This is a genomic window from Chryseobacterium cupriresistens (assembly GCF_046614675.1).
Classification (GTDB): Bacteria; Bacteroidota; Bacteroidia; order Flavobacteriales; family Weeksellaceae; genus Chryseobacterium; species Chryseobacterium cupriresistens.
The window spans coordinates 62,905-75,553 of the sequence record NZ_JBKKJT010000003.1; the positions used below are offsets into that span (position 1 = coordinate 62,905).

The 12,649-nt window shown below is 36.8% G+C and carries 12 protein-coding genes; 7 read left to right on the plus strand and 5 right to left on the minus strand.

Features of this window, described 5'->3' with window-relative positions:
* Nucleotides 1-54 precede the first annotated feature (54 nt).
* Nucleotides 55-498 (plus strand): DUF417 family protein, encoded by a 444-nt coding sequence (locus ACLI50_RS09280; protein ID WP_343642199.1) that lies wholly within the window; start codon nucleotides 55-57, stop codon nucleotides 496-498.
* Nucleotides 499-515: 17 nt separating this feature from the next.
* On the plus strand, nucleotides 516-1,613 hold the full coding sequence (gene msrB, locus ACLI50_RS09285; protein ID WP_343642197.1) for a peptide-methionine (R)-S-oxide reductase MsrB: 1,098 nt from the start codon (nucleotides 516-518) through the stop codon (nucleotides 1,611-1,613).
* 168 nt (nucleotides 1,614-1,781) lie between these two features.
* Here the strand turns inward: msrB and ACLI50_RS09290 are convergent, their stop codons facing one another.
* Both ACLI50_RS09290 and ACLI50_RS09295 read right to left on the minus strand, forming a co-directional pair.
* Nucleotides 1,782-2,627, minus strand: a complete 846-nt coding sequence (locus ACLI50_RS09290) for an ABC transporter permease (protein ID WP_411413627.1) — start codon at nucleotides 2,625-2,627, stop codon at nucleotides 1,782-1,784.
* Nucleotides 2,628-2,629: 2 nt separating this feature from the next.
* Nucleotides 2,630-3,532, minus strand: coding sequence for an ABC transporter ATP-binding protein (locus ACLI50_RS09295; protein WP_330745637.1), 903 nt, complete (start codon nucleotides 3,530-3,532; stop codon nucleotides 2,630-2,632).
* A 116-nt stretch (nucleotides 3,533-3,648) separates the two neighbouring features.
* Between ACLI50_RS09295 and ACLI50_RS09300 the strand changes: the two genes are divergently transcribed.
* The 4 genes from ACLI50_RS09300 to ACLI50_RS09315 all read left to right on the plus strand — a co-directional run bounded on the left by ACLI50_RS09300 (nucleotide 3,649) and on the right by ACLI50_RS09315 (nucleotide 8,384).
* The gene (locus ACLI50_RS09300) at nucleotides 3,649-4,998 is read left to right on the plus strand and encodes an ATP-binding protein (protein WP_343642192.1); all 1,350 of its coding nucleotides are present in this window, start codon (nucleotides 3,649-3,651) and stop codon (nucleotides 4,996-4,998) included.
* 71 nt (nucleotides 4,999-5,069) lie between these two features.
* Nucleotides 5,070-6,173 (plus strand): NAD(P)/FAD-dependent oxidoreductase, encoded by a 1,104-nt coding sequence (locus ACLI50_RS09305; RefSeq protein ID WP_411413628.1) that lies wholly within the window; start codon nucleotides 5,070-5,072, stop codon nucleotides 6,171-6,173.
* 316 nt (nucleotides 6,174-6,489) lie between these two features.
* Nucleotides 6,490-7,602 (plus strand): peptide chain release factor 2, encoded by a 1,113-nt coding sequence (prfB, locus tag ACLI50_RS09310; protein WP_062671212.1) that lies wholly within the window; start codon nucleotides 6,490-6,492, stop codon nucleotides 7,600-7,602.
* An 86-nt stretch (nucleotides 7,603-7,688) separates the two neighbouring features.
* Complete coding sequence (locus tag ACLI50_RS09315) at nucleotides 7,689-8,384, plus strand: DedA family protein (protein ID WP_202839468.1); 696 nt, start codon at nucleotides 7,689-7,691, stop codon at nucleotides 8,382-8,384.
* A gap of 278 nt (nucleotides 8,385-8,662) precedes the next feature.
* Here the strand turns inward: ACLI50_RS09315 and ACLI50_RS09320 are convergent, their stop codons facing one another.
* Both ACLI50_RS09320 and ACLI50_RS09325 read right to left on the minus strand, forming a co-directional pair.
* The gene (locus ACLI50_RS09320; RefSeq protein ID WP_411413629.1) at nucleotides 8,663-9,532 is read right to left on the minus strand and encodes an alpha/beta hydrolase; all 870 of its coding nucleotides are present in this window, start codon (nucleotides 9,530-9,532) and stop codon (nucleotides 8,663-8,665) included.
* Nucleotides 9,533-9,555: 23 nt separating this feature from the next.
* Entirely contained in the window at nucleotides 9,556-9,936 is a 381-nt protein-coding gene (locus tag ACLI50_RS09325; protein ID WP_411413901.1) for a tetratricopeptide repeat protein, read from the minus strand.
* Nucleotides 9,937-10,206: 270 nt separating this feature from the next.
* Here ACLI50_RS09325 and ACLI50_RS09330 point away from each other — a divergent pair, with 270 nt between their 5' ends.
* Nucleotides 10,207-11,088, plus strand: coding sequence for a DUF808 domain-containing protein (locus ACLI50_RS09330; RefSeq protein WP_411413630.1), 882 nt, complete (start codon nucleotides 10,207-10,209; stop codon nucleotides 11,086-11,088).
* Nucleotides 11,089-11,496: 408 nt separating this feature from the next.
* Here the strand turns inward: ACLI50_RS09330 and dnaJ are convergent, their stop codons facing one another.
* Nucleotides 11,497-12,615: a molecular chaperone DnaJ gene (dnaJ, locus tag ACLI50_RS09335; RefSeq protein WP_202838550.1), complete on the minus strand. Its 1,119-nt coding sequence runs from the start codon at nucleotides 12,613-12,615 to the stop codon at nucleotides 11,497-11,499.
* Nucleotides 12,616-12,649: the final 34 nt, after the last annotated feature.

Sequence of the window (12,649 nt, forward strand, 5' to 3'; positions counted from 1 at the left end):
AGCACCGACTATACTTTTGAAAACAATAAAGTATTCATTTAAAATCTTAAAAATATGGTCGGAACAGTACAGGAATCTAAAAAACAATCAGCCCGAATCGGGTATTATATTTCGCTTTTCGGAGCAGCACTTATTTTACTGTGGATTGGTATATTCAAATTCACTCCCACAGAAGCAGCTGCAATAAAACCTTTGGTAGAAAACCATTTCTTAACTTTTTTCGTATATAAGATTATGAGTGCTCAGGCAGTGTCAAATCTTATCGGAGCGATAGAAATTATCATTGCATTACTCCTGATATTTAGTGCGAGATTTGCTGTACTCAAAAAGTATGCAGGTGTAGGAATGATCGTAACTTTTCTGGTAACATTAAGTTATTTATTGACAACACCGGGAATGTGGAAAATAGTAGACGGAGTGCCTGTGACGGATTTCTTTATTCTGAAAGACCTTATGTTTTTAGGATTTGGAGTAATGATCATTCAAAATAATAAGTAATGAATAAAAAAGTAAAAATGAAGAATATATTAATTGCACTCGGAATCATTCTGGGTATAGCAGTATTTGCTGCGGAATCAGGGCTTTTCAGAAAAGCGAAGTCCAATGTAGTGGAAATAAAAAAAGAAAATGAGGAAATTATGGATAACAAGAACGTTAAAGAGATTTATTTTGCAGGTGGATGTTTCTGGGGAACAGAACATTTTTTTCAACAGATTCGTGGCGTGGTAGGAACAGAAGTTGGTTATGCCAACGGTAATACCAAAAATCCTACTTATGAAGAAGTCGTAAGCCATACAACAGGTTTCGCAGAAACCGTAAAAGTAAAATATGATCCTGAACAGGTAGATCTGAAACTATTGATTGATCTGTATTTTAAAACCATTGATCCTACAAGCAAGGATCAGCAGGGAAATGACAGAGGAAACCAGTACAGAACAGGAATTTATTTCACTGATAAAACAGATGAAGCGGTGGTAAAAGCGGAAGTTCAGAAGCTGGCAAAGAATTATCATAAACCAGTAGTCGTAGAAACTATTCCATTGAAAAATTTCTACAGGGCTGAAGACTATCATCAGGATTATCTGGATAAAAATCCAGGCGGTTACTGTCATATTGAACCGGGACTTTTTGAAATGGCCAAAAAAGCCAACCCGCTTCCAAAACCGGCTTACCAAAAGCAGGATAAAAAAGTTTTAAAAGAAAAACTGACAGCAGAACAATATAATGTTACCCAGGAAAACGGTACAGAAAGACCTTTCCAGAATGAGTACTGGAATGAAACCCGTGAAGGAATTTATGTAGATATTACAACAGGGGAACCTTTGTTTGTCTCTACCGATAAATTTGAATCCGGATGCGGATGGCCAAGTTTCTCAAAACCGATTACCAAAGGTTTGATTGATGAAAAGCTGGACCGTTCCCATGGTATGGATAGAGTAGAAGTAAGAAGTAAAACGGGCGATGCTCACCTGGGACACGTTTTCACAGACGGGCCGAAGGATAAAGGAGGACTTCGTTACTGTATCAACAGTGCTTCACTGAAATTTATTCCGAAAGCTGAAATGGAAAGCAAAGGATACGGAAAATATCTTCCGTTGTTAGATAAAAAATAATATGAAAGGAAGGCTGCCTAAAAAATATCATTCTGAACGAAATGAAATGAAGTGAAGAATCTCATAGGTCTACTGATTAATGAGATTCTTCCTTCGTCAGAATGACAAAAGCCAAATTATTGTGCTATCTGGCAGCCTTTTATTTTGAATTCATAGTATGATTAAAATCTACCAATCTCTTTTTCTCAGAATCCAGTACGAACCGAAGATGAAAACAGCACACCATACCAGACAGGCAATAAGACTTTCCGTAGGGTAGTGGAACTCATATTTTAAGCCCATCATTTTAGCCATATTTAATCTCATCATCGGGTTAGGAATCAGGCTTGACATGCTTTCAAGCGGTAAAAGGTGCGAGATAAAAAAATCATTCTGAAGAACCTCATTTCTTTGCGGTCCCTGCATTCCCTTTACTTTTGAATACGTTTCAAGAGCGGTTAAAATTCCTTCGCCAATCCAGAAAACGAAAAGGGCAAGAAAAACAAAAACAGATTTTCTCAGTAAAATGGAAAGGAACATTAAGAAGCAAAAGAACGTAAATAGCTTCACAAAATAATTTCCAATAAAGAACATTTCAGCAAAAGCCTTGGTAGAGTCCGTTGTATTCGAATATTGATATCCCAGAAACAAAGTAATTCCCAATACAATAGCTGTTGAAACAATAGTGAAAATGCTTATCGTCAGCAATTTTGAAGTGATGAATTCCTTTCTGCTCAGTCCGTCAATCGTGTTTTGCTTGAACATTCTGTTGCTGAACTCCTGGGAAATAGAGAAAACAATGATCAGTCCCAGGAAAATTTTCAGCAAAGCAACAATCCATGTGGTGAAATTCCATATTTCCGGGAAATTATAAATTCCCTGTTCTTTTAAATTGATCGTTCCTCCAAAAATATCAAAGTCAACCAATCCAATGAAAAGTAAAGCAATAAGAATGGCGAAATAAAGTATCGTGAAAACTCTGAACGGCTTATAGTTCAGGTTTTTGTAATATTCAAGTTTTAATAATTTGATCATGATTAATTGGTGTTTTTTACAAGTTCAAGGAATTGAGATTCTAGAGACAGTTTTTTCTTTGTTAAATGAGAAAGATAGATTCCTTTTTCAGCCAGTTTCTGATTCATTGCCGAAGCTGAAATAGAAGCGTCATCACGGATCTGAGCTTTGATAAGATCACCTTCCTGATTGATGGACGAGAACCACTGAAGTTCGTTCAACGCATTTAAAAGTAAGGTGTTATTATCAGCTTTCAGCTCAAAATATCCGTTGTTGGAAGTCATTTCATCCACTCTTCCGCAATAAATGGAATTTCCTTCCTTCAAGACAATGACATGGCTGCAGATTTTTTCAATTTCATCCAGAAGATGGCTTGCAATGATAATGGTGATTCCCTGCTTGGCAATATCACTGATGATTTCCCTGATTTGAATAATTCCTTCAGGATCCAGTCCGTTGGTCGGTTCATCCAAAATTAATACTTCCGGATTGTTCAGCATGGCAGAAGCAATGGCCAGACGCTGTTTCATTCCTAAAGAGAAAGTTTTGAAAGTATCTTTTCTTCTTTCATACAGATTAACCGTTTTCAGAACTTCGTCAATCCTTGAGTAGGGTGTTTGCTTAATTTCAGCGACAATCTTAAGATTGGTTTCTGCACTTAGATAAGGATAAAAGTTAGGCTGTTCAATAATCGCTCCGATCTTTTTTAAGGTGTCAGGATCAGTGCCTTTCTTGCCAAACCAGAACCAATCTCCGCTGGTGGGATTGATGGTTGAAAGCAGCATCCCGAAAGTAGTGGATTTTCCGCTTCCGTTCGGTCCCAAAAGGCCATAAACATTTCCTCTTTCGACATCAAAAGAAATATTGTTGACCACAACTCTTTTGAATTTTTTCGTCAAATTTTTTACTGATAAAATCTTTTCCATGTAATTTGTTTTACATAGTAGTAGTCTATATAAATTAGAGAATGTTACAGAATTATCATAAATCAATATTAATTTATGGACAAATACATTAAATTTGATAGAATTAATCAACAGTTATGAAGCTAATTGAACTGGCAGAAGAATTAAAGGTATCTGCAGAAGCCATAAAACAGTTTATCCAGGATTTTGATCTTGAACTGGTAGATTGTATCAGTACCAATTTTGAGGTAAAAAAAGATTTTGAAAAATTTGCCCGCGAAAATGTAGATTTTTTAAGACTTTATGAAAAAGATCTTGATAAAAATAAGACCCTGGAGCAGATTGCTGAAGTGATCAAGCAGCCAAAAGACAAGGTTGAAAAGGTGATCAAAGACAATAATCTCAATATCTTCGATAATGGTTTTTACAAATCCTCCATATCGAGTTATGGAATTGATAACAAACTTGGAGGGAATTATCAGTTTGTCTACGATTATTTTGGGCATAAAACCAGCCTTCAGCAAAGAGATTTTATCGGATACAGAGACCTGTTTTTTTATACATCCACTGTTCTGGAACCCTTCCTGAATCCACAGCAGATCAAAGACTGGGGAATCAACAAACCTGCAGGGATTATTCTTTACGGACCTCCGGGAAGCGGTAAGATATTCTGGGCCAATAAAATAGCTGAAATTATCGGGTATCAGTTTAAAGAAGTCAAAAAACATTATTTGGGAACTTCGCTGATTGATGGAAATGAGATCAATTTCAGTGATTTCCTTGTGAGTATGATGAAGGAAAACAAAATGCTTCTTTTTATGGATGATTTCGATGAAATTATGATGCAGAGAAGGGCGGAAACAGACATTGCTTCCTGCAATCTTGAGGCTCAGGAACTGATTCTTCACTACATCGGAAAGTTTGAAAAAGAAGGTGTTTTAATGGTAGGTTCAGCTAATTCTGTGGCTGAAATTGATGAGGAAATTCTGGCACCCGGAAGATTTGATGTGCTGATTCCTATTTTTCCTCCCAATGCTTCTGAGCGCTCGGAAATCATTCTTTATGCCATGACCAGAGGATTGGAAGAAGATTCTTTACTCTATAAAATACTTAAAAATAACAAGGCTGATAAAGTTCCATTCTGGCATGAAATCTCTTCAAAGATGAAAGCATTCAGCAATACCATGCTGATAGACTTTACCCAAAGTTTAAAGAAAAGAATCAAAAACCTGTATCAAAGGACCAGAAATGAAAAGCTGAAAATTGATCAGAAAATTTTAGACAGCGCATTAAGGGATGCAGGATCAAAACTTACTGAAGAATATCTTGATCAGGTAGCACGATTTCTTGCAGATGCCATTATCAATAATTTTGATGACTTTCAGTTCAGAATTCAGGCATTGAAAAATGAACTGGAAACCTACAGAGTTGTCGAGGAGCCGCAAAGAGCAATCGGATTTCAGCATAATGAAGGAGATAAAGGATAAACTGTTTAAAGTTCAAGGTTTAAAGTTTAAGGTTTTATAAAAATTACTCATTACCTAATTACTCATTATTTATGAACAGTATTTGGGAATTGGATACATTCTACAGAAAAAGAGACATCATCATTATTGGTGCGGGGTTTTCCGGGCTTTGGACAGCCATATCCACAAAGGAGAAGTATCCTGAAAAATCTGTTCTTATTATTGAACGGAATACCATTCCATTGGGTGCTTCCACAAGAAATGCCGGGTTTGCCTGCTTTGGAAGTCTTACCGAAGTGATTGCCGATTCTGAGAAAATGGGCTGGGAAAAAACACTGGAGCTTGTTACAATGAGATTTAACGGACTTCAGAAAATCCAGCATTATTTTAAACATGATGAAATTGATTTTGAACTGAATGGAGGCTATGAAATTGTAAACACTGAAGAGCCTTTAACCCAGATTGATGCTGTAAATAAAAAACTGAAAACAATAACCAGACTGGATCAGATTTATACTTTAAAACAGAATAAAATAAAGGAATTCGGACTTGGAAAATCTGAATTCCTGATTGAAAATCCTTGTGAAGGAGGTCTTCACTCCGGAAAGTTAGTACAGAAACTACTGGAGAAATGCCACGAACTGAAAATTGAGTTTTTATTTGGAACGGAAGTTCAAAATATTGAAGAAACGGACAAAGTTGAGGTGCAGCTTTCAACAGATCTTTCTGTAATCGCCGACCAGCTTATTTATTGTACCAATGCATTCACTTCAAAATTTCTGGAAAAAGAGAATATCATTCCTGCCCGCGGACAGGTTCTCCTGACAGAACCAGTAGACGGTTTAAAACTTAAAGGTACTTTTCATTATGATGAAGGCTATTATTATTTCAGAAATATAGGAAACAGAATATTACTGGGTGGCGGAAGAAATCAGGATTTTAAGACAGAAGAAACAACGGCTTTTGAAACGACAGAATTTCTGCAGAATCATTTAGAAAATTTTTTAAAAGAAGTCATACTTCCTCATAAAGATTTTAAAATTGCCCTCCGCTGGTCAGGAATCATGGCTATGGGTGAAGAAAAATCGCCCATTGTAAAACAGTTTTCAGAAAGACAGTTCTGTGCCGTAAGACTTTCAGGAATGGGAGTTGCTTTAGCTCCGAAAATAGGAGAGATAATAGCAGAAATGATTTAATAGATGGATTGGTAGTATAAAATTTGTGATTAATAAGTTTTTATTGAAAAGAAATTAGAAGTTGGCTGGAAGCTAGAAGCTGGAGGTTGGAAGCTAAGGGCACATTCCCGACTCCAAAACTCTATAAATCGAATCTTGAAACTTTTTCCTCAAACACGCTCTAACTCTAAAATCCTCAAACCTCACTACCCGAATCCAAAACGGATGCATTCTCAAACTCTCAAACTCTACAACTCGAATCCCGCACCTCGAAAACTCGAATCCTAAACCTCTCCACTCTAAAAGAATTCCTTATTTTTGCAAAAAAGAAACATTCGTGATTAACAACGACCAGATAAAAGAAGTTCAATCCAGAATTGAAGACTTACACAGATACCTTCAGATTGAAAAAAAGAAGATTGAAATAGCCAATGATGATGAAAAAACTGCGGCACCCGAATTTTGGGATAATCCAAAAACTGCTGAAGCATTTCTAAAACAGCTTCGTTCCAAGAAAAAATGGGTAGAAAGCTATGACGAAATTCAGACACAGTTTGAAGATTTACAGGTTTTGGCTGATTTCGCTAAAGAAGATCCGGATTCTGAAAAAGAACTGGATGAGACTTTCCCGCAATTGGTAGAAAAAATTGAAGACCTGGAATTCAAAAATATGCTTTCCAATGAAGGGGACGAACTTTCTGCAGTACTTCAGATTACAGCAGGAGCAGGAGGAACAGAAAGTTGTGACTGGGCAGCTATGCTGATGAGAATGTATACCATGTGGGCAGAAAAACAAGGCTATAAAATCCGTGAACTTAACTTCCAGGAAGGAGATGTAGCAGGTGTGAAGACTGTTACCCTTGAAATTGAAGGCGAATTTGCTTTTGGATATTTAAGAGGTGAAAACGGAGTGCACCGTTTGGTAAGGATTTCTCCTTTTGACAGTAATGCGAAACGCCATACCAGTTTTGTTTCGGTATATGTTTATCCTTTGGTGGATGATACCATTGAAATCAACATCAATCCTGCCGATATCAGCTTTGAAACCATGAGAGCTTCCGGAGCCGGAGGGCAGAACGTAAACAAGGTAGAAACGGCTGTACGTCTTCGCCACGCTCCTACAGGAATTATCATTGAAAACTCAGAATCCCGTTCTCAGCTTCAGAATAAAGAAAAAGCCATGCAGCTCCTTCGTTCAAGACTTTACGAAATGGAACTGGAAGAGCGTATGAAAGCCAGAAATGAGATTGAAGCCAATAAAATGAAGATTGAGTGGGGAAGCCAAATTAGAAACTACGTCATGCATCCATACAAACTGGTAAAAGATGTACGTTCCGGTCATGAAACTTCAGATGTGGATGCCGTAATGAACGGAAATATTACCCCATTCCTGAAAGCATTCTTAATGGCCGATGGAACGGCAGTTTCCGATGATGATCTGGACTTATAAAAATCATGTTTGAATTTTAGTTAAAATCTTATAATTAATTTTTGTTTCAGACATTTTAGACTTACTTTTGTTGTTCATCGATATTTATGGAAGATTTCAATAGCTGGAAGGATTTATTAAACCCGGAGTTTTATATAAAAATGGGAGGGTTTTGGCTGATTTTGTTTATTGTTTTTGCTGAAACGGGTCTTTTTGTAGGATTTTTTCTACCTGGGGATTCTCTACTTTTCGTTTCGGGAATTTATGCCGTTGAAATCATCAAAGAGACTTTTGGCTCTACAGAGAGCGATTTTTTAGATACCACTTTATTGGCTTCAGGAGTAGCTCTTGCCGCTATTATTGGAAATGAAGTAGGATATTACTTCGGAAGGAAAGCAGGACCAGCTTTGTATAAAAGACCGGATTCAATGCTATTTAAGAAAAAATACCTTTACCAGGCACACGATTTCTTTGAAAAACACGGAGCTTTAGCCGTTATTATGGCAAGATTCTTACCGGTTGTAAGAACTTTTACGCCTATTGTAGCAGGTATTGTAAAGATGGATAAAAAAGAGTTTTTAAGAGATAATATTATCGGTGCTGTATTATGGTCTTTCATTCTGATCTTTGCAGGACATTATCTTGACAAGCTTTTTATGGAGCAGTTTGGCATCAACCTGAAAGAGAAACTGGAATACATCATTATTGTAATCGTATTGGTAACAACACTTCCGGTAATTATCAAATTTGTTTTCGGGAAAAAAGAAGATCTTTCCAAATATGAAGATCAGGACTTTGAATAGATAAAGAATTCAATCAAAAATATAGAGCCGTCTCAATCATGAGATGGCTTTTTTATTGCTTATCAATAAATTTTTTAAACGCAAAGATTAATTTGTATTGAGTATTATTTTGAGAGAGCAAAGGTAGGAATCAATGAAATTGATTCTTTCTAAGCGTATGGATATATATTCGTGAGCTTCATCAGTGACAAAGTCACGACTTCTTTGCTTTTTTACAATGATGTGTTGTAATTATTATCCTTTGCGTTTAATAATCAAAAAAATTCTCTTAGACATCTTTACTTTTTAATCCATTCCAGAATATTGGGATAGATAATGCTGTCTCTTTTTCTTTTACTGAAAAATCTGGGCGCATGCCCGGCTCCTTTCATAAAAATAAATTTGTGTGGAACGTTCATCTTGGTAAGCGCAGAGTCCATCGCAATTCCCTGGTGTTGATTTACCAGTACATCATTATTTCCCTGAAATAACATGGTCGGAACATCTGTAATATTAGCAATAGGGCTGGCTTCCTTAAAAGCTTCAGAAACGTTTTTCCGGTCAAACTTAGTTCCTACTACCTTTTGAAAAGTAGGAGAGGTATATTTTGAATAAAAAGATTTAAGATATTCAGAGCTGTAAAAATCTGTTGGTCCGCTTAAGGAGATAATTTTTTTTATTTGTTCAGGATGCTGGTAACCATAAAGTAAGGCTAGATGGCCACCGGCACTTTCTCCCAGAAGAATGTAATTGTTGGGTTGAAGCTCTGCTTTTTCTGCTAAAGAGTTGAATTTTTCAATGGCAAGCCCGATATCTTCAAGCTGTTGTTTATAAGTGATCTTTTCTTTGGTAGAAACAAACCTGTAATTCATATTGATACTCGGAATGTTGTTTTGAAAAAGCATTTTCTGAACCTGGATCATATGCTCTTTTTTACCCAAAGTCCAGGCGCCACCATGAACGATAAGTACAACAGGAGAATTTTCAGAATAATCTTTGGGAAGAAAAACATCCATTTTCTGTCTTTTATGTTCCCCATATTTCAGATTGTAAATCTTCTGTTGTCCGCCGGGACCTACCCAAACTCTGAATTTAGTATTACATGACTGCAGAAGGAAACCAACGCATCCCATAGCGAAAAAATGATACCGGAGAATGAGCTTTTTCATAAAGTAAAAATAAAAAAATATTATTACAATTCATTATGCAGACCCTTGGCATAATTGTAAACAGACCGGTTGTATCTTGACAGATGGTTGGAAAGTGCCTTTAAAGTTAATGATAATGCTTCCTCATATTTCCCGGTTGAAGAAAGGGACAGCGCTAAAAAGGAATCTACTGCATCATTTAGCTCATCAGAATAATGGGCTTTTTCTTCCCTTAAAATATGAATGCTTTCTTCTGTTTTTCCAATATTTCTTAAGGTGCTTGCCAGCTGGATTCTTGCTCTTCTTCTTCGTAGGCCGGTTAATCCGTGATCTAATGCTGATCTGTACAAAGGTTCTGCTTCCTTTTCATGCCCGGTGGAATCAAAAGCACAGGCTCTTTCAAAATCAGCAATAGGCCCGGGAATCCTTTTCTGTAAGTAATTCTACATGATCTTTAATTTGCTCAATAAACTCTTCACTGTTTATGGTTCCAAGTTTTAGCCATATTCTTTGTAATTGATTTTCCCAGTTTTTATTCATCCAATAGATTTTAAACAAAGATATAAAATATTGAAAGTGAAGGATTGTTGAAAGGTTCATATAATTTTCAAAATAATTGTTAGATTATGAATCCAAAAACGGAATTAAATAATTATTTTTGCTGGACTTGACAAAGATTAAAAAATTATTAAAATATGGCATCAGGCTTTTTTGCTATTTTGGATGATATTGCAGCATTGATGGATGATGTAGCAGTTACCAGTAAGATTGCTACACAAAAGACAGCAGGAATTTTAGGGGACGACCTGGCTGTAAATGCAGAAAAAGCCACCGGCTTTCTTTCCTCCAGAGAACTTCCGGTTCTGTGGGCTATTACCAAAGGATCATTTATCAATAAACTGATCATTCTTCCTATTGCCTTCCTTCTCAACTGGCTGTACAAACCGGCTATTGAAATGATTCTTATTTTAGGGGGAATATATCTTGCCTTTGAAGGAGTGGAGAAAATTATAGAATTCCTGTTTCACCGTTCCAAAAAAGGGCACGAAGTCATCAAGGAAAGTGACGAAGAAGAAAATTCTGAAGTTTCTGAAAAAGCGAAAATAAACTCAGCGATCAGAACAGATTTTATCCTTTCTATTGAAATTGTAATTATTGCATTGGGAACGGTTATCCAGCAGGAACATCCGCTTCTTACACAGATTTTAACGGTAACTTTTGTATCATTTATTGCAACAGTAGGAGTGTATGGAATTGTTGCATTGATCGTAAGAATGGATGATGCAGGTTTCAGTTTGATTAAAAAGAGTCATGACAAAGGATTCTTCTCCAAGCTTGGTCATTTATTGGTAAAGGCATTGCCAGTTATCATCAAACTTTTAGGAGTTGTAGGAACAATTGCTTTGATCCTGGTTTCAGGAGGAATTTTTGCTCATAATATTCATTATTTACATGAGCTGCTTCCAACGTGGCCGTCTATGCTGAAAGAGTTTACTTTCGGTCTTGTAGGGGGAATTGCTGCAGTATTGGTTTTCACTTTAGGAAAAGGAATCTATTCCCTGGCGACAAAAAAGTAAAACAGAATTAAAATTAAATAATCAAAAAGTCCTGTATTCGAGAGAGTACAGGACTTTTTTTAGGTTCATTCAATATCTTTTAGTTAAATGAATTAAAGTTGATGGGCCTCAATTAATACTCGAGATTAATCATAAGGTTTTCTTATTGATAACCCTTCGACAGGCTCAGGTTGATAACCCAAATATCAATCAAAATTTTAAACATTGTCAGGCTGAGCCTGTCGAAGCCATTGCCACTAAAAGGAATATCAAAAAGTTGAAACAACGTAGGTTGATTTCCTATAAGCATAGGTTTATTGATAAAGCTTTTTCAGTAACAAAATAGTCACTGTTTGCTCTTTTCATTGCCACAAAAGCGGAGCCTTCTTCAAAGCAAAAAAGAGACTTTTTACAAGTCTCTTTTTTATATTAATTGAATAAATCTTTTACTTTATCAAAAAAAGTTTTTTCCTTTCCGGATGGTTCTGCAACCATTTCTCCGCTGGACATCTGCTTTTCAAAGAATTCCTTCTGCTCTTTGGTAAGCTTTTGCGGTGTCCATACATTGATGTGGATGAACATGTCTCCTTTACCATAGCTGTCGATGCTCGGAAGTCCTTTTCCAGCCAATCTTAAGATTTTTCCGGACTGAGTTCCCGGATCAACGGTAATTTTCACTTTTCCGCCAACGGTAGGAATTTCTTTCTTGGTTCCTAAAGCAGCTTCAGCAAATGAAACATATAATTCCTGGTGAAGATTATCACCTTCTCTTTTGATCGTTTGATCTACTTCCTCTTCAATAATCACCAATAAGTCTCCCGGAACACCTCCAAATGGGGCATCATTTCCTTTTCCTCTTACATTAAGCTGGATACCGTCTCTTGCACCTGCCGGAATGTTGATGGTAATTTCTTCTTCATCTTTAATGAGACCCTGTGCATTCGCCCCTGCAGGAATTTTGTCAGCAACTTTTCCAATTCCCTGACATGTACCGCAGGTAGTTTGAGTCTGCATCTGACCGAACATGGTATTCATTACTTTTAACTGAACACCGGAACCGTTACAGGTAGGACATGTTTTTGAAGTGGCACCTTCTGCCATCTTCATTTTCTTTACTTTGATGGTTTTCTGAGTACCGTTTACCATTTCCTCAAGGTTCAGCTTGATCCTGATTCTTAAATTAGAACCTTTCACCTGCTGACGGCCTCCACCGCCACCGCCGAATCCACCGAAACCGCCACCGAAAATATCTCCAAACTGACTGAAAATATCCTCCATATTCATTCCGCCTCCGAAGCCTCCGCCTCCGAAACCACCATTTCCACCCATTCCGGCATGTCCGAACTGGTCGTATCTGGCACGTTTCTGATCATCGCTCAGAACTTCATAAGCCTCAGCAGCTTCTTTAAATTTTTCTTCAGCCTCTTTATCTCCCGGATTTTTATCCGGGTGGAATTTGATGGCCATTTTACGGTATGCTTTTTTTATTTCGTCGGCTGATGCAGATTTGCTGATCTCAAGAACCTCGTAATAATCTCTTTTTGACATGACAATTTTATAATTGATTGTTGATAAATGATAA

Excerpts from the sequence above, each read along its gene's own strand:
- ACLI50_RS09280 (WP_343642199.1), top strand. The coding sequence starts at position 55 with ATGGTCGGAACAGTACAGGAATCTAAAAAACAATCAGCCCGAATCGGG.
- msrB (WP_343642197.1), top strand. The coding sequence starts at position 516 with ATGAAGAATATATTAATTGCACTCGGAATCATTCTGGGTATAGCAGTA.
- ACLI50_RS09290 (WP_411413627.1), bottom strand. The coding sequence starts at position 2,627 with ATGATCAAATTATTAAAACTTGAATATTACAAAAACCTGAACTATAAG.
- ACLI50_RS09295 (WP_330745637.1), bottom strand. The coding sequence starts at position 3,532 with ATGGAAAAGATTTTATCAGTAAAAAATTTGACGAAAAAATTCAAAAGA.
- ACLI50_RS09300 (WP_343642192.1), top strand. The coding sequence starts at position 3,649 with ATGAAGCTAATTGAACTGGCAGAAGAATTAAAGGTATCTGCAGAAGCC.
- ACLI50_RS09305 (WP_411413628.1), top strand. The coding sequence starts at position 5,070 with ATGAACAGTATTTGGGAATTGGATACATTCTACAGAAAAAGAGACATC.
- ACLI50_RS09315 (WP_202839468.1), top strand. The coding sequence starts at position 7,689 with ATGGAAGATTTCAATAGCTGGAAGGATTTATTAAACCCGGAGTTTTAT.
- ACLI50_RS09320 (WP_411413629.1), bottom strand. The coding sequence starts at position 9,532 with ATGAAAAAGCTCATTCTCCGGTATCATTTTTTCGCTATGGGATGCGTT.
- ACLI50_RS09330 (WP_411413630.1), top strand. The coding sequence starts at position 10,207 with ATGGCATCAGGCTTTTTTGCTATTTTGGATGATATTGCAGCATTGATG.
- dnaJ (WP_202838550.1), bottom strand. The coding sequence starts at position 12,615 with ATGTCAAAAAGAGATTATTACGAGGTTCTTGAGATCAGCAAATCTGCA.